This is a genomic window from Frankia sp. AgPm24 (assembly GCF_023243055.1).
GTDB lineage: Bacteria > Actinomycetota > Actinomycetes > Frankiales > Frankiaceae > Frankia > Frankia umida.
Genome location: NZ_JALKFW010000183.1, coordinates 48,026 through 68,337, shown reverse-complemented (window position 1 = coordinate 68,337; position 20,312 = coordinate 48,026). Strand labels below are relative to the sequence as shown.

Genomic DNA, 20,312 nt, shown 5'->3' with positions numbered 1-20,312 from the left:
GCTCGCGGCGGTCTCAGACCTCTGGGGCTGCCCACAGGGCGGGCACAGGAGCCACACAGGAAAAGTCGCGATCGTCGGTGGCATGACGTCGACCGGGCTCTCCAAGGGCGGGCCACTGGCAGTGGCGCGGCCCACGTCGGTGCCGCGGATGGTCGGGTGGCGGGGGGCTGAGCTGGCGGTTCGGCTGGGGCTGACCGTGGGTGGGATCGCCGTCGTCGCACTGTGGTGGGTGCAGACGTCGGCGGCCAGCCTGGACAGCGCCGGCCAGGTGATGACGGCGGCGGGGCGGGTCAGCGGGCTGCTCGCGGCGTATCTGGTGCTGGTCGAGGTGCTGCTGCTGGCCCGGGTGCCGGCGCTCGAGCGGGCGGTCGGGTTCGACCGGCTGGCGGCGTGGCACCGGGGGCTCGGCACCAACGTCGTGGTGCTGATCGGGGTGCACGTCCTGCTGGTCGTCTGGGGCTATGGGCTGACCGACCATCGGCAGCCGTTCGGCGAGCTGGTCACGGTGGTCACCTCGTACCCGGACATGTGGAAGGCGACGATCGGCGCGCTGCTGTTCGTGGCCGTCGGGATCAGCAGCGGACGGATCGCCCGGTCGAAGCTGTCCTACGAGGTCTGGTACGCGCTGCACCTGACCGTCTATGTCGCGGTTGCGCTCACCTTCTTCCACCAGACCTCCAACGGGGCGGACCTCGTCGCCAGCCGAACCGCGCGGGGCACGTGGACGCTGCTGTACCTCGCGGTCGCCGCCTGCGTCGTGATCTGGCGGGTGGTCCTGCCGGTCACGGCCATCCCGCGGCACCGGATGCGGGTCGAGCGGGTGGTCCGGGAGGGCCCGGGCGTGGTGTCGGTGTGGATCCGGGGTCGCGGCCTGGACCGGTTGGGCGCCGTCCCCGGGCAGTTCCTGCTGTGGCGGTTCGCCGCGCGGGGGCATCTGCTCAGCGCCCACGCCTACTCGCTGTCGGCGCCACCCGAGCCGGATCGGCTGCGTATCACGGTCAAGGCGGCCGGGGATCACTCCCGGGCCCTGGAATGGCTGCGGCCGGGCACACCCGTGCTCGCGGAGGGCCCGTTCGGGCTGTTCACGGCACAGCGGACCGGACCGGACGCGAAGGTGCTGCTGATCGGCGCGGGCAGCGGGATCGCCCCCGTACGCGCGCTCGCCGAGGGGCTGGCCCGGAACGGGCGGGACGTCGTCGTCATCCAGCGGGCCAGCCGGCCCCTGGACCTCGTGCTGCACGAGGAGCTGTGCGAGCTCTCCAGGGCAGGCCTGATGACCGTGCACGGGGTGACCGGCGCCCGCGACCAGCTCGGCTTCGATCCGCTCGCCGCGCGCTACCTGGGTGCCGCCGTGCCGGACATCACCGAGCGTGATGTCTTCGTCTGCGGGCCGCCCGGGCTGACCCGGTCCGTCACCCACACGTTGCGCCAGCTCGGCGTGGCCGAGCGTCGGATCCACACCGAGGAGTTCGAGCTGCGATGACCGAGAACCCGTCATGAACGACCGGACCGGAAGGCCGTATCGAGCTCGGCTCGGGTTCGCGGCGATGCTGTCGACCGTCGTCCTCGTGGTCGGTGGCAAGGCCGCGACCGGGTCGGGCGGACGTCCCGCCGCGCTCGGAGCGGCCTCGCTCGCAGAGGTCGGCACCACCGCGACGGCCACGCCGTCTCCCACCGCCTCGTCGGGCACGGCGACCACCAGGACCGTGCTCGGCGACGCGATCAACACGCGGTTCGGCGCGGTGCAGGTCAAGGTCGTGCTCACCGGAACGAAGATCGTGGACGTGGTGACGGTGCAGGTACCGGACCGGGAGCGTCGCGACGTCGAGATCAACGACCAGGCGGTGCCGATCCTGAAGCAGGAGGTACTCAGCGTCCAGAGCGCCAGGATCGACAGTGTCTCCGGTGCGTCGTACACCAGCTACGGGTACGCGTGGTCCGTCCAGTCAGCCCTGGACAAGGCCGGTGTCTAGGCCCGGTGCCCCCTCGGGGGCCCTCGGGACCTCAGGGACCCTCGAGGCGATGGTCAGGCCCACGCGGGAAGCGGCAGGCCGGGAAGTGGCAGCCAGCGTGCACAACCCGCCCCGCCGCCCCGGACGCGTCCACGCCGAACCGGTCATGGGCACGGTCGTGAGCATCGACGTGCGCACACCGTTGCCACCGGACCGTCTTGACGCCGCGATCGCCGCGGCCGTGGCGGTCCTGCACCGGGCCGACGCCGACTTCAGCACCTTCCGGGCCGACTCGTGGGTGTCCCGGCTGCGGCGCGGGGAGTGTGGGCTGGCCGACTGCCCGCCGCAGGTCCAGGCGATCTACCGGGCGGCCGAGGCCTGCCGGGTGCGCACCGGTGGCCTGTTCGACCCGGGTTGGCGCCGGGACGGCACCCTCGACCCCACCGGGCTGGTCAAGGGCTGGGCCGCCGACGCGGCGTCCTGGGCACTGACCCGGGCGGGCGCCACCATCCACTGTGTGAACGCGGCCGGAGACCTGAGGGTGCGCGGGCAGGCCGCGCCCGGGGTCCCCTGGCGCCTTGGCATCGCCGACCCGGCCCGCCCCGGCCATCTTGTCGCGGTCGTCGAGAGCAGCGATCTCGCCGTCGCCACATCAGGGACGAGCGAGCAGGGTGAGCACGTCATCGACCCCCGCACCGGCACACCGGCACACCATCTCGCCTCGGTCACCATCGTCGGCCCGGACCTGACCCTGGCGGACGCCTTCGCGACGGCCGCGCTCGCCGCGGGTCGGCGGGCACCGGAGCTGCTCGCCGAGCTCGGATCGGCCGGCTGGGCCTGGCTGACCGTGGACCGCGCCGGCGGGGTGGACGTTTCAGCGACCTTCCCCGGCACGGTGATCGCCCCGGGCGCCGCATCGACGCGCCCTCCGGTACCGGTGGCGACGCCGGCGCCGGTGTCGCTGCCCCGGTCAGCACTGACGTCGACGCCGGTCGCGGCATCCGCTTCCCTGCCGGTCTCGGTCGCGGTCATCTCTGCCGGCGGCAGCGTAACGCCCAGCGTGCCGGCGTGGCGATGACACAGCGTGGTCTGCACTGGTCGTGGTGACCGGATGCTGGTCCTGGGCTGTTAACGTCGCTGCATGCTGCCGGCAGAATTGCGGTATGTCGACCGGAATCGTCTGCGCGCCATCGTCGGCGAGACGACGTATCGGCGCGGCGAACGGTACGCCCGCAACGGCGCCGTGAGCGGCGTCTCCTGGCAGCCATCGATCACGTCCCTCACCGGCCGGGTGGCCGGCAGCTACGGCGAGAACTACCGGACCACGGCGGCCTTCACCCGGGGCACTCGGGCGTGCCCGTGGGAGTTCCGCGGCGGCGACTGCAGCTGCCCGGTGTCCGTCGACTGCAAGCACACGGCCGCGCTGGTGCTGGCGGCCGCCCAGGCCGCCGCCTACGTGCACATGGCCGCCACCGAGACGCCACCGTCGATCCCCACGCCGGACGCGCGCGACCTGGCCGTGCCCCGGCGCGGGTCAGCGGCGCCGGTGGCCACAACGGTTCCGACGATCCGGGTACCCGGCCTCGGCCCGGGCAGCGGCACCGCGAGCCGGTCCGGCCGCGTGGTGCGCGGGGCAGGTCAGCCCAGGCGGACGGCGGGCCCACCCGCCTGGGATTCCGCCTTGTCGGACCTGCTCACGGAGGCGCCGCGGCATGCCGTCCCGCGGGCCGCGACGCCGCTGGCGATCGAGTTGTCACTGTTCGCGGCGGGTGCGCCGGTCCAGGCGGCGCACGCGCTCCCGTCCACGTTGGTCATGGCCCGCCTGGTGCAGCCGGGGAAGAACGGTTGGATCAACGCGCCCACCTGGTCCCAGCTGGCCTCGTCCCACGGGACGTTTCGCGACGGCGGCTTCGACGACGACCAGGTCTCGGTGCTACGCGAGATCCACGCCGTCCACCAGGCCGGCGACGAGTACGCGGCATATCACCGCCACGGCGACACCAGATACCTCGACCTGAGCGAGTTCCGCAGCCCACGGCTGTGGCCACTGCTCGACGAGGCGCGGGCCGTCGGGGTACGGCTGGTACACCACCGCAAGCGGCTGGGCGACATCGAGCCGCCCCTGTCGGCCCGGCCCTGCCTCGACGTCACCGCCGACCAGCAGGGCCTCGTCCTGTGCCCGGTGCTGCGGGTCGACGGCTCGGACGTGGATCTCATCCCGTTCGCGTTCCTCGGTGACCATGGGGCCGTCGCCCTCGACCGGGCCGAGCTCGAGGCCACCGGCCAGTTCGAGAACGGGCGGCTGCGGCTGGTGCGGTTCACCTCGCCGGCGCCGCCCGCACTGCTCCAGCTGGCCGCGTCCGACCAGGCGATGCGCATTCCGGGCGCCGACCGGGCCCGGTTCCTCGCCGACTACTATCCGCGGCTGGCTCGGCTGGCGCCGGTCATCTCCAGCGACGGATCGTTCGACCCGCCACCGCTGCCCCGGCCGACCCTGGTCGCCCGGGCGGCCTTCGGCGACAGCCACCTCGTCCAGATCGACTGGGAATGGGACTACGCCCCCGCCGGCGACCCGTCCCCGGCCAGCGACGGTGGGGACAGCGACGGTGGGGGCGCCTCGGCGGGTGCCGCACCGCGGCGGCTGCCCCTGTACGACGACGGGCCACAGGATGCCTACCGCGACCAGGCCGCCGAGGCCGAGATCCTCGCCAACCTGACGCTTCCCGACGCCGCCGGCGCCCTCGTGCTTCCCGACGCCGCCGGTACCCTCCGCCGCCCTGGCCCGTCCGGTGTGGCGGGTACGGCGGGTGGGCCGGGGACGGTCACGCTGCGGGGGGCGGACACGATACGGTTCGCCACCGAACTGCTGCCACAGCTCACCGCGCACGACGGCCTCACCGTCGAGATCGCCGGCGAGGCGCCGGACTACCACGACGCCGGGGACACGCTGCGGATCGAGCTGTCCACGCGGGAGGCCAAGGACGAGCCGGACTGGTTCGATCTCGGGGTCGCACTGGTCCTGGACGGCCAGCGGGTCGCGTTCACGATGCTCTTCGAGGCACTGAGCCGGGATGATCCTTTTCTGATCCTCGACAGTGGCGCCTACCTGCGACTTGACCGACCGGACCTGCACTCGCTGCGCCGACTCATCGAGGAGGCGGCGGCGCTGCGGGACAGCCCCCACGGCGCGCTGCGGCTGAGCCGGTTCCAGGCCGGGCTGTGGGAGGAACTGGTCGCGCTCGGCGTCGTCGTCCATCAGGCTCAGGCGTGGCGGACACAGGTGCGGGGCATCCTCGCGTTCGAGACCGCGGGCGCGACACGGCCGCCGGAGAGCCTGCTGGCGACCCTGCGGCCCTACCAGGCGGACGGTTTCCGCTGGCTGACGTTTCTGTGGGATCTGCGGCTCGGCGGGATTCTCGCCGACGACATGGGACTCGGCAAGACGCTGCAGTCGCTGGCGCTGATCTGCCATGCCCGTGACCGCGACCCGGGGCTCGCACCGTTTCTCATCGTCGCGCCGACGAGCGTGGTGGCGAACTGGGCCACCGAAGCCGCCCGTTTCGCCCCGCACCTACGCGTCGCGGCGATCACCGACACCCTGCGCCGGCGTGGCCAGACACTGCCCGACATCATGGCCGGCGCCGATGTCGTCATCACGTCGTACACGCTGTTCCGGCTCGACACCGAGGACTACCGCGCCGCCACCTGGGCCGGTCTGATCCTGGACGAGGCGCAGACGGTGAAGAACCACCAGTCGAAGGCCTACCAGTGCGCGCGGCTGCTGCCCGCGCCCTTCAAACTGGCCGTCACCGGAACACCGTTGGAAAACAACGTGATGGAACTGTGGTCACTGTTGTCGATCACCGCACCGGGTCTGTTTCCGAACCGTGCTCGCTTTCAGGAGTACTACGCCCGCCCCATCGAGAAACTCGGCGACTCCGACCTGCTCGGCCAGCTGCGCAGCCGCATCCGCCCACTGCTGATCCGCCGGACGAAGGAGCAGGTGGCACCCGACCTGCCGGCCAAACAGGAACAGGTCATCGACGTCGACCTGCACCCCCGCCACCGCAGGATCTACCAGGTCCAGCTGCAGCGGGAACGGCAGCGGGTCCTCGGCCTGGTCGACGACCTGAACCGCAACCGCTTCACGATCCTGCAGTCCCTGACAACGCTGCGTCAGCTCAGCCTGCACGCCGGTCTCGTCGACGAGGCCCACGACGCACTCGCCAGCGCCAAGATCGACGTCCTGCTCGAGCAGCTGCGCGATGTCATCGACGGCGGCCACCGGGCGCTCGTGTTCAGCCAGTTCACCCGCTTCCTCGGCAGGGTCCGGGATGCGCTCACCGCCGCCGGCATCGAGTTCTGCTACCTGGACGGAACCACCCGTGATCGACCGTCCGTGCTACGCCGGTTCAAGTCCGGCGCGGCCCCCGTGTTCCTGATCAGCCTGAAGGCCGGCGGCACGGGTCTGAACCTCACCGAGGCGGACTACTGCTTTCTGCTTGACCCGTGGTGGAATCCCGCCACGGAGGCCCAGGCCGTCGACCGGGTTCATCGCATCGGCCAGACCCGCAATGTGATGGTGTATCGCCTCGTCGCCCGCGACACCATCGAGGAGAAGGTGATGGCGCTGAAGGCCCGCAAGGCCGAACTGTTCGCCAGCGTCCTGGACGGCGGCGAGTTCGTCGACACCACCCTTGATGCCGACGACATCCGCCAGCTGCTCTCCTGACGACGGGACGGGGCCGGCCGGTCAGGACCAGCTGATGGTCGGCGTGGCGCCGGGGTACAGGAAGGCGAGCAGACGTTCGCCTTCGGCTTCCAGCTCTCGGCGGTGCGGGGTGCCCACGTCGGCGGCGGGGGTGAGGATGAGTTCGGCGGCGCGTCGGCCACCGCTGGCGGCCCAGGTGCCGGCGACCAGGCCATCCACCAGGAAGGTCGCCAGGACCCGCAGGTTGCCGGCCGAGTAGACCGCCTTCTTGAACGCCGCTGGCAGAATCCGTTCCCGGCTGCTGGGATGGTAGGCGAGCAGCGCGCTGTCGAACGCGGCGAGGAAACGTGCCGGTGCGGGGGTGTCGGCGCCGGGGCGAGGGGCGCCGGGCAGGTCGTAGCAGACGTTCCCGGTCGGGCCGGTGGCGCGCAGCAGGTCGTCCTGGGCCTCGAGGGCGGCCCTGACGCGCGGGGTTCGTGCGCCCGTCCAGCAGGCGACGTCGTCGACCGTGGCCGGGCCGAACGCACGCAGATGCCGGCGGGTCACCTCGATCAGCGCGTCCGCGTCCGCCGTACTCGCCGCGGTGCGCGTCGGTGCACCGTGGGGGTTCGGCGCGGCGAGGGACAGCTTGGGCGCCTTGGCCCACTGGTCGGCGGCGGGAACCCGGACCAGATCCGGGGTGGTGCGCACCGGACGCCAGCCGTGGGCCTGCTGCCAGGTGACCTCCGCCGCCGGGAGCACCGTCGGGTTGGCCGCGACCCAGGAGTCGAGGAACTCGGCGATCCGCGCGTCCGAGCGCGGCGTGTCCGCGCAGAACTCGCCTACCGCGGCCCGCACCGCGTCGACGGCCGACGCGGGCAGCGGGGTGCCGGAGCGCTCCCAGCGGGTGACCCCGGACTGCTCGGCCACAGCGGCGTAGGCGGTGTGTTCCCGGGCGCTGACCAGGTGCAGGGTGCCGCGCAGCAGGGTGCCCAGGACAGCCTGACGCCCAGCCAGCGCGTCGTGAAGCGCGGCGGTGTCGAACCCCGGCCACCCGTGACCAGAGCGCGACCGGCGGCGCCGACCACTGCTGGGCCTGCACCGCACCGATCGCCTCGATCGCGGCCACAACATCGACCGTCAGGGGTTCGAGCAGCCCCTGACGGGCCAGCAGGGCCCGGTTCAGTTCACGGACCGTCAGTTCCCGCGCTCCCATCGGTCTGATTCTCCGCGCCCCGCTCGAGGGCGGCGACGCGGGCCTCGAGCTCGGCGACGCGGTGCTCGAGCAGCGCGAGCTGCGCCTCCTCACCGAGGCGACGCTGCGCGCCCCGCCGCAGCCGCGGTGACTCCTGCGCCCGGGTGGCCACCATCGCCAACGGAACCAGCCGCTGCGGGCCGTGCGGGCCGTCCACCAGCCGGGACGGGATCAGCTCGCCCCGGTACCAGGTTCGCAGCGCGGCGCGGGAGACCCCGGTGCGGGTGGACGCCTCCTGCAGCGTCACCCAGTCGGAGTCCTCGAGCTGGGCGGCGAGTTCACGTTCGACATCCCACTGGTCCAGCCGATCGTCCCAGGTCATAGCCAGCCTCCCCGTCCACCCTGTTATTAGCATGGTATTGACCATGGTAGAAAGAGAGTTGACCCTGAAGGCATGTTCGAGCGATTCACCTCCGCCGCCCGCCAGGTCGTCGTCCTCGCCCAGGAGGAGTCACGCGGACTGGACCACAACTACATCGGCACCGAGCACCTCCTGCTCGGCCTGCTCGCCGAGACCGACGGCATCGCCGCCCAGGCCCTGACCGAGATCGACCTGACCCTGGAGATGACCCGGTCGCGGGTAGTCGCCGCGGTCGGCCGTGGGAAGAACCCCGTAAAAGGCCACATTCCCTTCACACCGCGTGCCAAGAAGGTCCTCGAGAAGGGCCTGCGGGAGGCGGTCAGCCTGCGGCACAACCGCATCGGCACCGAGCACCTCCTGCTCGGTCTGCTGGCGGTCACCGGCGGGGTGTCCGCCAGGCTGCTGGCCGAATGGAACGTGGACCTCGACCAGCTGCGCACCCGGATCCTTGCTCTGGCCGCCGAGGTGCCCGACCGGGCGACCGGGCGACCGGGCGCGGGTGATCGGCGACATGCCCGCCGAGGCGGCTTCGCCGGGGGTGCCGATACCGTCCCGCTCGGCCTGTCGGCTGGTGGCGAGCGCACGCCGCGCCGAACGTCGGCGGCCGATGCCGGTATCGCCGGTGCGCAGAGTCTGGCCGGCGCGGACCCGGTGGGTTCGCATCATCTGCTGCTGGCACTGCTCGCCGATCCGGACAGCGCGGCGACGCGCACACTCACCGGCCTCGGCCTCGACCTCGCCGCGGCCCGCGACGCCCTGCGGCAGACCGATCCAGGCGGCACCTCCGACGAGCTACCCGAGGTCACCGGTCGGCGCGGCATGTCACTTCGGCTGACCGGCTCGGCCGTGGTGGTCGAAGCCACCGACCGCCGCCTGCTGGAGCTGGCCCGCCTCGCCTTCACCGCCCTCACCGGACGCCGCACCCCGCCCACCTCCGCCGACGTCACCAGCGGCGGGACAACGCCGGGCACCGACACCGGCCATGGTGACCTCCCGGTGGCCGACCAGCTGCTCAGCGGACGGGACGAGCTCGCCGAGAGTCTGTCGGCGGTCTGGTCGGTCCTGGAGGCCAGCCTGGAGGACATCCGCGCCCGCGCCGCCGGCGCACCCACGCGGCCAACCGCCCCGGGCCCGACCCCGGGCCCGGGCCCGGGCGGCACCCAGGACGATCCGCGCCAGCCCGAAGCCTGACCAGGACGAGCAGACCCTGTACCGGCCGGGAGAGGACGGCCGGCTCGCCATCACCGACGCCGGGTCGGCCAACGGCACCTGGATCGGCGACGACCCCGGTCCGATCACACCGGGTCGCACCATCCCACTAGCCGACGGTGACCGAATCCACGTCGACTCCTTCACCCGGATCACCGTCCGTCGCCTCGGCTGACACCCGCCGTCAGAAACCAGCACCGCCCTCCCGCGCCCGCGTCGCAACCCGGGAACAACGGACGAGCGCACTGTCCCATCGCGTGCTCCGACACCGTCGCGGCGTTTCGTCGGCTTTCGGTCAATGGACGCTCATGGGCGGTGCGACCGATTATGCTCGCGGCGAATCGGCCGTCCTGACCAGCCGGTTCTTCGTCGCGAGGGGGAGATGCATGTCCACGGCCGTTCTGAAGGTGACGAGCATGGCCGGGGAGGTGACTGTGCCACAGGGACAGCCGCGCTTCATCATCGGTCGGGCTCGCAACTCCGACCATGTGATCGCGGACAGCCAGGTCTCCCGACAGCATCTGATGATCGAACAGATCGGTCCCGGCTGGGCGGTACGCGACGTCAGCACCAACGGAACGTGGCTGGGCGGCGCCCGGATGCTGAACGTGGTCGAGGTCCGCGGCGAGACGCGGTTCCGGCTGGGTACACCGAGCGGCCCCGAGGTCATCATCCGGGCCGAATCCACCGGCCGGCCAGGTGACGGCTACGGCGACACCGGCGGCGCCTACGGCGACCCGTACGGCGGCGACGACGGGTACGGCAGCTCGTTCAGCGGGGACGCCGACCAGCACACCATGCTGCCCGGCCAGGCGGACTACCTGCCGCCGCGGGCGTCTCAGCGTTCCACCAACGCCCCGTCACGGGAGATGGCGCACTCCGGCGCGGTGGCCGGTGGGCCAGCTGCCGGCCGCGGCGGACCGGGTGGCGCACCCCGCCAACCCGCCGGTCATGCCCGCCTCGACCGCGAACACGAACGCAGCACCACCTATCCGCTGCGCCAGGGCACCATGACGATCGGCCGCGCCCGCGGCAGCGACATCGTCATCGCCGACCTGCTCGCCTCGCGCCACCATGCCACGCTGACCATCCGCGGCGGCAGCATCGACCTCGTCGACCACGACTCGGCGAACGGGACATTCGTCGACGGTCGTCGCATCCAGCGCGCGCAGGTCGCCCAGGGCAGCATCATCGCGATCGGTCACCACGTCCTGCAGGTCGAGGGCGATCAGCTCGTCGAGTACATCGACTCCGGTGACGTCAGCTTCGAGGCCGAGCACCTCAACGTGTGGGCCGGCGACAAGCAGCTCATGCACGACATGACGTTCCGGCTGCCCGGGCAGGCGCTGCTCGGCGTCGTCGGCCCGTCCGGCGCCGGCAAGTCGACGCTGCTCGGCGCGCTGACGGGCTTCCGTCCCGCCAACGAGGGCACCGTCCGTTACGCCGGCCGAGACCTCTACGACGAGTACGACGAACTGCGCCGCCGCATCGGCTACGTGCCGCAGGACGACATCCTGCACACCTCGCTCACCGTCCGCCGCGCGTTGGAGTACGGCGCCAAGCTGCGGTTCCCACCGGATGTGACCGAGGCCGAGCGGGCCCGGCGGATCGACGAGGTCCTCGCCGAACTGAACCTCACCCCGCACGCCAGCACCGTGGTCGCGCGCCTGTCCGGTGGTCAGCGCAAGCGGGTGTCGGTGGCCCTCGAGCTGCTCACCCGCCCGACCCTGCTCTACTTGGACGAACCCACCTCCGGTCTCGACCCGGGCATGGACCTCCAGGTCATGCAGTCGCTGCGAGCGCTCGCCGACGACGGTCGCACGGTCATCGTCGTCACCCACTCGGTGGCGCAGCTCGACCTGTGCGACTACGTCCTGGTGCTGGCGCCCGGCGGTCACGTGGCGTACTTCGGCCCGCCCGGTGACGCGCTGCCGTTCTTCGGCGAGCAGGGCTACCCGTGGGTGTTCCTGCGGCTGCAGGACGACCCGGGCGCCGAGTCCGCGGCGCGGTTCCGCCAGTCCCGGCACTACGTCCCGGCGTCGGTGACGGCGCCGTCGGCGCGGCCGGAACCGGAGGAGCTGCCCAGTATCCGGCAGCAGACGGTGCTGTCCCAGCTGGTGTCACTCAGCAAACGGACGATGTCGGTCATCGCCTCCGACAAGGGCTATCTGCGTCTGGCCGTCGCGTTCCCGTTCGTCCTCGGGACGATTCCGCGGTTCATCGGCGGCGACTTCGCTGACACCAACGACAAGTTCACCCCGAACTCGAACGGCCCCACGATCTTCCTGATCATGGTGCTGTGCGCCTGCTTCATGGGCATGTCGAACTCGGTGCGGGAAATCGTCAAGGAACGGGCGATCTACCAACGAGAACGTGCGATCGGTCTGTCCCGGACGGCGTATGTCGGGTCCAAGGTGCTGGTGTTGTTCATCATCACCGCGTTGCAGGCCATTCCCTTCACCGTCATCGGACTCGCCGGCCGACAACCACCCGGTGCTCTCCTGCTCGGCAACTCCCTGCTGGACTGCATGCTCGCCATCTTCATCGTCACCTTCGCCTCCGGCATGATCGGTCTGGTGATCTCGGCACTGGTCGACAACGCCGACAAGACGATGCCGCTGCTCGTCATCGTCACGATGATCCAGCTGGTGTTCTCCGCCGGTATCGTGCCGGTCTCGGGGCAGGTCGGCCTGCAGCAGGTCTCGGTCATCTCCCCCGCCCGCTGGGGCTACGCCGCCCTGGCCTCCGACGCCGACTTCAACGTGATCACACGTGCCGGGGTCCAGCGTCCGAAGACGGTGAACGGCCAGCCGGTCGCCAGCGGCGAAACGATTCCGATCAACCCGAACTCCCCGGAACGCGACGCGCTGTTCGACCACACCAAGAAGCAGTTCGCGATGGACATCGGCGGCGGTCTCGCCGTCACCGTCGTGTTCGTCGGCCTCACCGCCGTCCTGCTGCGGCGCCTCGACCCCAAGACCAACCGCAAGAAGAAGGCCACACCCGCGACGAAGTGACCCGCCCCCTGGCCGCCGTCTCGCCTCTCCCGGCGCGGCGGCGGCCAGTCGCGCTCCGTCCCCGGGGGCGCGGTGCCTGCCGGACGCGGTCGCGGTGGGTGTGTCAGGTGGTGCGCCGCTGCCCGGTGAAGTAGTCCAGCGTGGCGCGGGTCTTGGTCTGCTGCCGTCCACCCAGGTCAATACCGTGATCACCCAGGACGGTCGCGGTGCTGGCGGCGGCCCGCAGTGCCGCGTCGGGTGCGCAGCGGGTCGACAGTTCGAGGATCTCCGACTCGTCGGGAAAGACCCAGCGCTCCGCGAGGAGCGGCCGGTCGTGACCGGCGATGCCCAGGGTGCGCCGATAGGCCCGGACCGGGCCGAGCACCCGCAGATCATCGACATCCGGACCGCCCTTGAGGCGGGTCCGGACCAGGCGCAGCTGCGGCTCGGTGAACAGGGCGCGCAGCGAGCGTCGTCCGTTGACCGCGCGTTTCGCGACCCTGGCATCCAGCCGGCTTTTGAGGGCGCCGGAGCAGACATAGCCGCCGGGCATCCCATCCACCTCGACGACGAAGTCCCGCCGCTGCCGCAGCTGTGCTGGCAGGCCCCGTGGAACCACCGGACGCAGTTTCACCACCGAATCATCCGCTCCGCTGGAGCTGCGCCGGACCCGCAGAATCATTCCCCTGCGGTGCAGCGCCCGATCCGGGGTGTCAAGATAGTAGACACGGTGGGTGGGGGTCCGTGGAAATGTGAGGTCGAGCGCGTCCCAGGCCGCCTCGTGAGCATGTGGTGGGACGGTCAGTTTCAGTTCCAGCCGATCGACCTGGGCGGCGAGATCCAACAGCTTCGCCAGCTGGCCATCGGATAACTGCCAGAACTGCTGTGCGGCCCGCGCCCTGGCGGGCCGGCGCGCCGATGTGGCTCTTCCGCGTGAGTCGGCCATCCCGGGTCAGACGGCCATCGGCGAACACGCCGCATCACCAGGGGCACAGCCCGGCATCATGATCACAATTATTGGATGCACGTGCCGGCTCCGTTTCCTGGCGAGCCCGTTGCCCGACCGACCCCACCCCCGGGCCAGCTCCAGCCGCGCGCCGCTCGTCCCTCGCTCGTACGATCCCGCCCCGACCTCGATCATGCCCTCGAACATGCCCGGGCGTGGACTACCCCGAACCTCGACTGTAACTCGCCGATGCTCCGCCCAATCGAGGCCACATCCGTCCGCATCCGCGGATCACGCGAGGACGCTCACCCGGGGCGGCACATGAGGCCGGCCCGGATGAGCGTCAGGTGTGCGACGTCAGAGATCGACGGGAGACGTCAGGGCTGGGTCGGGTTGAGGATTCCGGTGACCTCGGCGTCGGTGAGGTCGTAGGAGTAGAAGGTCTTGTAGAACTCCTTGATCTCGTTCTCGATGCTGACGTCGGCGAACTGCGCGGGGTGCAGGGTCCTGGCGACGAAGAGGGGCTGGAGGGCCTCCTCGGCGCTGCGCGCGGCCCAGACGAACACGCCGCGTGGGTTGACGATCAGGTGCTTGTCGCGCACCGCGGAGACCGAGGACCAGCGCGGGTCGGCCTGGATGGCGCGGCAGGAGGAGGCGTCGCGGCAGAAGACGTATTCGGGGTCCCACTGGACGATCGACTCGGCCGAGACGTCCTTCATGGTGCCCTGGACACCGTGCGCGGTGGCGACGTTGACCCCACCGGCAAGGGTCGACCAGTTGTCGATGATCGAGCCGCCGCCCTCGGTGTTGAGCGGGCTGTTGGCGGTGTAGTAGAGCTTCGGCCGGTCGGTCGCCGGAATACCCTCGAGGCCCTTGTTGATGGTGCTGACGTTCTCGTCGACGTATTCGACGTACTGCTGGGCACGCCTGGGCGCCTCGCCGCCGAGCACATCCGCGAGGAACTCGACGCCCTCGTTGAGCTTCTTGTAGTTCGGGAACGAGGCGATCTGCACCACCGGCACACCCAGGTCGGTGATCTTCTTGACGAGCGCCTGGTTACCGGCGGTCAGGACCACCAGATCGGGCTTCTGGCCGAGCAGGGTCTCGGTGTTGACGGTGGTGGTGTCGGAGCCGAACACCGCCTTCTTCTGGGCCAGCGGTGGGTAGATCTTCTTGAACAACGGCAGGGTGGTGAGGTTGCTCAGCGGCACACCGACGACCCGCTCGATCCCGCCGAGCATGAAGATGATCTGCGTGACGGCCGGATAGTTGGTGACGATCCGATTCGGGTGGGTCGGCACGGTGACATGCCGACCGCCCATGTCGACGACCTCGTGGGTTGTCGACGCGGCCGAGCTGGCAGTCGCGGGCGAGGCGGAGTCACCGTCGGAATCGCTCCCGCAGGCGGTGAGCGTGACGAGGACTATCAGAGCCGCGATCAGAGCGGCGAGCACGGCGGCGAACGGGTTTCTGCGCTGGCGTGTTGCTGGCATGTGGTCCGTGGTCCCCATAACAGTCGTCCGATGGAAGGGCGCGCAAACAGGTGGTGGGCGGCCGGCGCGTTCCGGGGCCCACCACGGCGAGCCGGGTGATGTGATCCGCGTGGCGTGATCTGGGTGACGGGTCGGGACACGGCTGTCCCACTGGCCGCATCCCGCTGGCCCCCGGCGGGGAGGTCGGCGACGATCCCCATCCCAGAACTGACACCGGACAGCAGACGGCGGGGCCGGGCGCCCCCCGGCCGGGGAGCGTCCGGTCGACATCGAGTCAGGCCTGGCACGGGACCGCGCGCCACACCCGGCCGGCCGGCAGGGACAGGTGGAACCACATACACAGGAAGTGACCGACTTCCCCGACACGCGGTGCCCTGACACCGAGCTCCGCGCATGCGGGCTCAGCTGTCAAGATATGCCGCTTCCTCGGGTTCTGTCCGCAAGTTGGCAAGGATCTGCGGCACACTGACGAACTCCTCCCGGCCAGACAGGACCCGAGACTGGTCACTCTCCGAACGGTCGAGACCGGCAGCCCTCCGCTCGCCGCGGCCTCGGCCGAGGCCGACGACACGGCGGACGATCACAGGATCCGGCGTGGATGATCAGCGACACACGGCCCGTCCAGCACCTGCCCAACCCCGGACCGGAGTCGAGGTACTACTTTCAGTGACCACTTGTAGGCAGGGAGAGGACACGGAATGGCGAATCAGGATCTCGAGCGCGCCCGGCAGGCGATCGGACCGATCGGTCTGGTCACACCGGCGGGAGAGCAGCCGGCCCGGCGGGCCCAGGCCGCGGACGACGAATGGCCCCTTCCCGGCGGTGCCGCCCGGGTTTACTACGGCCAGGGCAACCGCGGCCTGACCCGGCCGGTTCTGCTCGCCGACGGATTCAATTCCGGCCCGACGAACTTCGACGCCTTCTGGGAGCACGTCGACGGTGAGCCACACCGGTTCGCCACCCGGCTGCGTGAGCGCGGTCGCGACCTGATCCTGATCGGCTTCGACGACCGCTCCGCGTCCATCCTGAACAACGCGCAGGTCGCGACGGCCGCGATCCAGCGGGCCGTCGCCGAACGGGTGGGAGACGCCCGGCTGCTGGTCGGCGGCTTCAGCATGGGTGGAATCGTCACCCGTTACGCGCTGGCCAGGTTGGAACTCCAGCGGATGGATCACCAGGTCGGGGTGTACCTGTCGGTCGACAGCCCGCATCGGGGTGCGTCCGTGCCCATCGCGCTGCAGGCGATCGCCCACCACCTCGCTCCCGTCAACGACGCCCTGTCCCAGCAGCTGAACAGCCCCGCGTCCCGCCAGCTGCTGTGGCGTCACCTCGAGGCGCCCACGGGTGTTCCCGCCGAGGATCGGGCCCGCGCCGAGCTGCTGGAGCAGCTGCGTCAGGTCGGTGACTGGCCGCGCATCCCGCGCCTGCTCGGGGTGGCCAACGGTGTCGGCAACGGCCACGCCAACGGGGTGGCGCCCGGCGTCGAGGCCCTGCGCAGCAACGGCCCGTACCTGACCGACACCCGGCTGCTCACCCAGGCCGGCGGACGCGACCGGGTCGTCGCGGAGCTGCGCGGCCTGCTCGGCGAGATCACCGTTCGCACGAACGACTTCCCCGACCTCGACGGTGCGCCCGGCGGCACCCTCGAGTCGTTCGGCATCCTGGCGGACACCCTCAAGGACGCCGGCGAGAACGTCGACGTCTCCCACCGCTCGATCTGCTTCGTGCCCACGTCCAGCGCCATCGCGATCCGCGGCATCGAGACCAACGACGACCTCTACGCGGACATCGACAGCCTGCCGCCCGAGGAAAGCCCGCTCGACGACTTCCTCACCTCCTCCAACCCCACCCCGCACAGTGCCGTGACCGAGGAGATCAGCGCCTGGATTCTCGACCGCCTCCCCGACTGACGGCCTTGACGAACCCGGGTCGGTCGGCGCGCCTGTCACGGAGAACCCGGGACAGGCGCGCCCGGCCCGGGTTCGCGAGCGCCATGCCGGAGCGCGGCGGCCTCCTGACGCGCCTGGTCCTCCTCATGACCTGGTCCTCCTCATGACCTGGTCCTCCTCATGACCTGGTCCTCCTCATGACCTGGTTGTCCTTGGGCTGGGTCTCCTCGAGGCTGGTTCTACTTGGGGCTGGGCGCGCCGGCGAGCAGGTTCTCGGCCTTCGTACGGATGCGGACGACCAGGGGCGGCGCCATCGCCTCCCGCTGTGCCGCCCGGGCCGCCTTGCCCGGCGAGCGGCCGTAGAACCAGTGGTCCCAGGGGGAGTTGGGCCGAGCCAGCCGGATACTGCCGATCGCCGCCAACGGGATCAGGAAGATACCCAGCAGGGCCATTCCGTACTTTCCCTTCAACAGCGCGACGGCCACCAGCAGCATCCCGACCACGATGTCCACGACCAGGAACGTGCGGAACGCCAGTTCCTGATCCCGGAGGTCATCGACGCCCAGCGGTGAGAAGCCGAGCAGCACACAGCCCATGATCCCGGCGGCGAGCAGCACCGCGTTGACCGAGGCTCGTCCGGCCTGCTCCCAGTAGACATCCTCCAGATGCAGAATCAACGCGAACTCGTCAAGCACCAGGGCTGCCCCAACCCCGACCACCACCCCGGCGACCTGCCGCCACGGGGCGTGCGTCGGTGTCCCGACCGCCAGCATCCCGCCGCTGATCAGCAGGAGCGTGCCCGGCACGACATGGTGTACATGCAGTCCGCCGGTCGAGATGTTACGAAAAGGGCCACGCCCGGCCCGGATGAGCCGCACAATTGTCCGCGTCACCAGGAATGTGACCAGAAAAGCCACCAGGCACAGCAGCAGCGGCCCTTTTCCCGGTTCCGCGATGTTCCGTTCCCACCACCCGCTCACATCGACAGCCTCGCACCCCGCGGACATCCGGACCCGACACTGTGCTCACCGCGTGCCGCCCGCGCACCACAGCGCACCCAGCGCCCGCCTGGTACATCAGGCCGGCGAGGCGTCGAGCCTGGGCGTACACCCGCCGTGACGGGTGACTCAGCGGGACCGCGGGTGCCTGCGTCACCCAGACGAGTGCCGACGTCACTGACATCCACCGAACCGGCGCCGATCGAACTACCACTGGCCGAGGCAGATTCGACAGCCGGATCATACGACGTTACCCTCCCCTCATCTTCTACATATTCATGGATAGACACCGATAAAGTGACTCTCCATGACCGAGCCCGATGTCGCGGACCCCACCCGAACCCGCCGGTGGCTGGCCCTACTCGCCGTGCTCACCTCGCAACTAATGATTATCCTGGACGGTAATGTCCTAAATGTGGCACTCCCCGCCATTCAGGAAGATCTGAAGATCAGCCAGGCGAGCCTGACCTGGATCGTCAACGCATACCTCGTCAGCTACGGCAGCCTGCTCCTGGTGGCGGGCCGGCTGGGTGATCTGATCGGCCGCAAGTCCGTGTTCCTGGCCGGCATGGCGATCTTCACCGCGGCCTCCGCGGGCTGCGGCCTCGCGACCAGCGAGGAGATCCTGGTGGCCGCCCGCTTCGCACAGGGAGTCGGCGGCGCGCTCGCGTCGGCGGCGGTGCTCGCGTTCATCGTCACCGACTTTCCGGCCGGCCAGGAACGTGGCCGAGCCATGAACTACTACATGATCATCACCGTCGGCGGCGGCTCGATCGGTCTGCTCCTCGGCGGTGTGCTCACCCAGCTGCTCAGCTGGCACTGGATCTTCGCGATCAACCTTCCGATCGGGGTCTTCTCCCTGATCGCGGGCCTGCGGCTGATCCCCGCCCGGCCCGGCACCGGCACCGGCGGGCTGGACGTGGTGGGCGCCCTGCTGGTCACGGTCGCCGCGGTGATCGGAATCGCCGGCATCGTCGGTGCGGCCGACCACGGCTGGCTCTCGGCCCGTACGCTCATCGCCGGTGCGGTGGCCGTCGTCCTGCTCTCCGCGTTCTTCGGCTGGGAAGCACGGGTGGCCAACCCGATCGTTCCGCTGCGCATCCTGCGCCAGCGCGCCCTGGTCGGCTCGGCCGCGATCCGTTCGGCGGCCATCTCCGGGGTGTTCGGTGTCTTCTTCTTCGGCACCCTTTTCCTGCAGCGGGTGCTGGGCTACAACGCGATCGAGACGGGGCTGGCGTTTCTCCCCCAAAGCCTGGTCATCATATTCTTCTCCTTCGGCATCACGACCCGCCTGATGGATCGACTCGGTGCCCGCTCGGTTCTCATCAGCGGGCTGGTCGTGCTGACCAGCAGCCTGGTGCTGCTCGGCTGGTTCGAGGGATACGGCAGTGGCGGCTACTTTCCCTGGCTGTTCATCGCCCTCATGGGCGTGGGTGTCGGCGCGGCCCTGACATTTCTCCCCCTCCTGACGATCGCGATGCGGGACGTTCCGCCCGCCGACGCGGGTCTCGCGTCCGGCATCGTGAACGTGACGATGCAGATCTCCGGCGCGATCGCGCTGGCGATCCTCGCCACCCTGGCCAACAACCGGACCGAGGGCCTCATCGCCAGCGGCCACGACCCCCTGCGCGCCTTCGCCGCCGGCAGCGCGTTCGGCATGTTCGTCGGCGCCGGTTTCCTGCTCCTCGGCCTGCTGCTCACCTTCCTCCTGCTCCGCCCGGGCCTGTCGGACGCGCCGGCCGTCGTCGTCCACCAGCCCGGCGAGGCCGCACCCACAGCGGCGTTGGAGGCGCCCATCGTCATCGCGCGGCAGCAGCCCGCCGGCACCGGCAACGACCTGCCCCTGCACGACTGAGCGCCGACAACAGCGATCCGCTCCGAGCGCCGGAGTCGGCCAGCTGACGCGCCGGTTGTCCTGAACCTCGGTTGACCTGAACTCCGGTTGAGGTCATAACCTGCGGGCGAGGGCAACGGGCCAGTAGCCGGGCAGAAGCGGGGAACAATGCCGATCACGACAGGCTTCAACCACATCGCCACGATCACGTCCGATCTGGACAAAATCGTCGCATTCTATTCCGACGTCTTCGACGCGAAGACCACCTTCGAGATGGCCGCGGAGCAGGGTCACCCTCGGATGACGATCCTTGACCTCGGTGGAGGTGCGGCACTCAACGTGTTCGAAGCGTCGGCTGAGGACGGCGCCGTCGATCGGCGTCGCATGGGCGGGCGCGGGCCCATCGACCATTTCGGCCTGGCCGTCGACTCGCTGGCGACCCTGGAGGCGACCCGCGACCGGCTGCGCGAGCACGGCGCCGACATCGGTGAGATCCAGCGGCTCGGCTCGGAGTGGTCCCTGTTCTTCCGCGACCCGGACGGGATGGAACTGGAGGTCTGCTGCCACGCCGGCGTGTGATCGGCGGCCGCACGTCACTCACCCGCACCCATCGACTACCTGGGGTGTCGATGGGTACACCTGGAGCAGCACGTCGTTGACCTGCCTCGGAGGTGTGTCGTGCGCGGAAT

At 70.4% G+C, this 20,312-nt stretch carries 15 protein-coding genes; 10 read left to right on the top strand and 5 right to left on the bottom strand.

Annotated elements, in window-relative coordinates; genetic code table 11:
* Nucleotides 1–82 precede the first annotated feature (82 nt).
* From MXD61_RS12855 to MXD61_RS12840, 4 genes are all read left to right on the top strand, one after another.
* The gene (locus MXD61_RS12855) at nucleotides 83–1,483 is read left to right on the top strand and encodes a ferric reductase-like transmembrane domain-containing protein (protein ID WP_308222740.1); all 1,401 of its coding nucleotides are present in this window, start codon (nucleotides 83–85) and stop codon (nucleotides 1,481–1,483) included.
* Nucleotides 1,484–1,496: 13 nt separating this feature from the next.
* Nucleotides 1,497–1,973 carry an FMN-binding protein gene (locus tag MXD61_RS12850; protein ID WP_248813193.1) on the top strand — a complete coding sequence of 159 codons (477 nt, stop codon included), beginning with the start codon at nucleotides 1,497–1,499 and terminating at the stop codon, nucleotides 1,971–1,973.
* Between the two features lie 145 nt (nucleotides 1,974–2,118).
* A complete protein-coding gene (locus MXD61_RS12845; RefSeq protein WP_248813215.1) occupies nucleotides 2,119–3,030 on the top strand; it encodes an FAD:protein FMN transferase in 912 nt (303 codons plus the stop codon).
* 63 nt (nucleotides 3,031–3,093) lie between these two features.
* Nucleotides 3,094–6,684: a DEAD/DEAH box helicase gene (locus tag MXD61_RS12840; RefSeq protein ID WP_248813191.1), complete on the top strand. Its 3,591-nt coding sequence runs from the start codon at nucleotides 3,094–3,096 to the stop codon at nucleotides 6,682–6,684.
* 21 nt (nucleotides 6,685–6,705) lie between these two features.
* On the opposite strand, the gene MXD61_RS12835 is transcribed toward MXD61_RS12840, so the two are convergent.
* Both MXD61_RS12835 and MXD61_RS12830 read right to left on the bottom strand, forming a co-directional pair.
* The gene (locus MXD61_RS12835; protein WP_248813189.1) at nucleotides 6,706–7,749 is read right to left on the bottom strand and encodes a DNA glycosylase AlkZ-like family protein; all 1,044 of its coding nucleotides are present in this window, start codon (nucleotides 7,747–7,749) and stop codon (nucleotides 6,706–6,708) included.
* 80 nt (nucleotides 7,750–7,829) lie between these two features.
* Nucleotides 7,830–8,219: an excisionase gene (locus MXD61_RS12830; protein ID WP_248813188.1), complete on the bottom strand. Its 390-nt coding sequence runs from the start codon at nucleotides 8,217–8,219 to the stop codon at nucleotides 7,830–7,832.
* 72 nt (nucleotides 8,220–8,291) lie between these two features.
* Between MXD61_RS12830 and MXD61_RS12825 the strand changes: the two genes are divergently transcribed.
* From MXD61_RS12825 to MXD61_RS12820, 3 genes are all read left to right on the top strand, one after another.
* Nucleotides 8,292–9,449: a Clp protease N-terminal domain-containing protein gene (locus MXD61_RS12825; RefSeq protein WP_248813186.1), complete on the top strand. Its 1,158-nt coding sequence runs from the start codon at nucleotides 8,292–8,294 to the stop codon at nucleotides 9,447–9,449.
* On the top strand, nucleotides 9,427–9,642 hold the full coding sequence (locus MXD61_RS28865; RefSeq protein WP_374628870.1) for an FHA domain-containing protein: 216 nt from the start codon (nucleotides 9,427–9,429) through the stop codon (nucleotides 9,640–9,642). The genes MXD61_RS12825 and MXD61_RS28865 overlap by 23 nt, the downstream gene beginning before the upstream one ends.
* 211 nt (nucleotides 9,643–9,853) lie before the next feature.
* Nucleotides 9,854–12,484: an ATP-binding cassette domain-containing protein gene (locus MXD61_RS12820; protein WP_248813184.1), complete on the top strand. Its 2,631-nt coding sequence runs from the start codon at nucleotides 9,854–9,856 to the stop codon at nucleotides 12,482–12,484.
* A 103-nt stretch (nucleotides 12,485–12,587) separates the two neighbouring features.
* On the opposite strand, the gene MXD61_RS12815 is transcribed toward MXD61_RS12820, so the two are convergent.
* Together MXD61_RS12815 and MXD61_RS12810 are read right to left on the bottom strand one after the other, a co-directional pair.
* Entirely contained in the window at nucleotides 12,588–13,409 is an 822-nt protein-coding gene (locus MXD61_RS12815) for a CYTH domain-containing protein (protein ID WP_248813182.1), read from the bottom strand.
* A gap of 377 nt (nucleotides 13,410–13,786) precedes the next feature.
* Nucleotides 13,787–14,902 carry an ABC transporter substrate-binding protein gene (locus MXD61_RS12810; protein ID WP_248813180.1) on the bottom strand — a complete coding sequence of 372 codons (1,116 nt, stop codon included), beginning with the start codon at nucleotides 14,900–14,902 and terminating at the stop codon, nucleotides 13,787–13,789.
* A 698-nt stretch (nucleotides 14,903–15,600) separates the two neighbouring features.
* Here MXD61_RS12810 and MXD61_RS12805 point away from each other — a divergent pair.
* Entirely contained in the window at nucleotides 15,601–16,812 is a 1,212-nt protein-coding gene (locus tag MXD61_RS12805) for an alpha/beta hydrolase (protein ID WP_248813178.1), read from the top strand.
* A gap of 218 nt (nucleotides 16,813–17,030) precedes the next feature.
* Here MXD61_RS12805 and MXD61_RS12800 read toward each other — a convergent pair whose 3' ends face one another.
* Entirely contained in the window at nucleotides 17,031–17,771 is a 741-nt protein-coding gene (locus MXD61_RS12800) for a hypothetical protein (RefSeq protein ID WP_248813176.1), read from the bottom strand.
* A gap of 325 nt (nucleotides 17,772–18,096) precedes the next feature.
* Here MXD61_RS12800 and MXD61_RS12795 point away from each other — a divergent pair, with 325 nt between their 5' ends.
* Both MXD61_RS12795 and MXD61_RS12790 read left to right on the top strand, forming a co-directional pair.
* The gene (locus MXD61_RS12795) at nucleotides 18,097–19,644 is read left to right on the top strand and encodes an MFS transporter (protein WP_248813174.1); all 1,548 of its coding nucleotides are present in this window, start codon (nucleotides 18,097–18,099) and stop codon (nucleotides 19,642–19,644) included.
* Nucleotides 19,645–19,791: 147 nt separating this feature from the next.
* The gene (locus tag MXD61_RS12790) at nucleotides 19,792–20,202 is read left to right on the top strand and encodes a VOC family protein (protein ID WP_248813173.1); all 411 of its coding nucleotides are present in this window, start codon (nucleotides 19,792–19,794) and stop codon (nucleotides 20,200–20,202) included.
* Nucleotides 20,203–20,312: the final 110 nt, after the last annotated feature.

Excerpts from the sequence above, each read along its gene's own strand:
- MXD61_RS12790 (WP_248813173.1), top strand. The coding sequence starts at position 19,792 with ATGCCGATCACGACAGGCTTCAACCACATCGCCACGATCACGTCCGAT.
- MXD61_RS12830 (WP_248813188.1), bottom strand. The coding sequence starts at position 8,219 with ATGACCTGGGACGATCGGCTGGACCAGTGGGATGTCGAACGTGAACTC.
- MXD61_RS12795 (WP_248813174.1), top strand. The coding sequence starts at position 18,097 with ATGACCGAGCCCGATGTCGCGGACCCCACCCGAACCCGCCGGTGGCTG.
- MXD61_RS12820 (WP_248813184.1), top strand. The coding sequence starts at position 9,854 with ATGTCCACGGCCGTTCTGAAGGTGACGAGCATGGCCGGGGAGGTGACT.
- MXD61_RS12825 (WP_248813186.1), top strand. The coding sequence starts at position 8,292 with ATGTTCGAGCGATTCACCTCCGCCGCCCGCCAGGTCGTCGTCCTCGCC.
- MXD61_RS12850 (WP_248813193.1), top strand. The coding sequence starts at position 1,497 with ATGAACGACCGGACCGGAAGGCCGTATCGAGCTCGGCTCGGGTTCGCG.
- MXD61_RS12810 (WP_248813180.1), bottom strand. The coding sequence starts at position 14,902 with ATGCCAGCAACACGCCAGCGCAGAAACCCGTTCGCCGCCGTGCTCGCC.
- MXD61_RS12845 (WP_248813215.1), top strand. The coding sequence starts at position 2,119 with ATGGGCACGGTCGTGAGCATCGACGTGCGCACACCGTTGCCACCGGAC.
- MXD61_RS12815 (WP_248813182.1), bottom strand. The coding sequence starts at position 13,409 with ATGGCCGACTCACGCGGAAGAGCCACATCGGCGCGCCGGCCCGCCAGG.
- MXD61_RS12840 (WP_248813191.1), top strand. The coding sequence starts at position 3,094 with ATGCTGCCGGCAGAATTGCGGTATGTCGACCGGAATCGTCTGCGCGCC.
- MXD61_RS12855 (WP_308222740.1), top strand. The coding sequence starts at position 83 with ATGACGTCGACCGGGCTCTCCAAGGGCGGGCCACTGGCAGTGGCGCGG.
- MXD61_RS12805 (WP_248813178.1), top strand. The coding sequence starts at position 15,601 with ATGGCGAATCAGGATCTCGAGCGCGCCCGGCAGGCGATCGGACCGATC.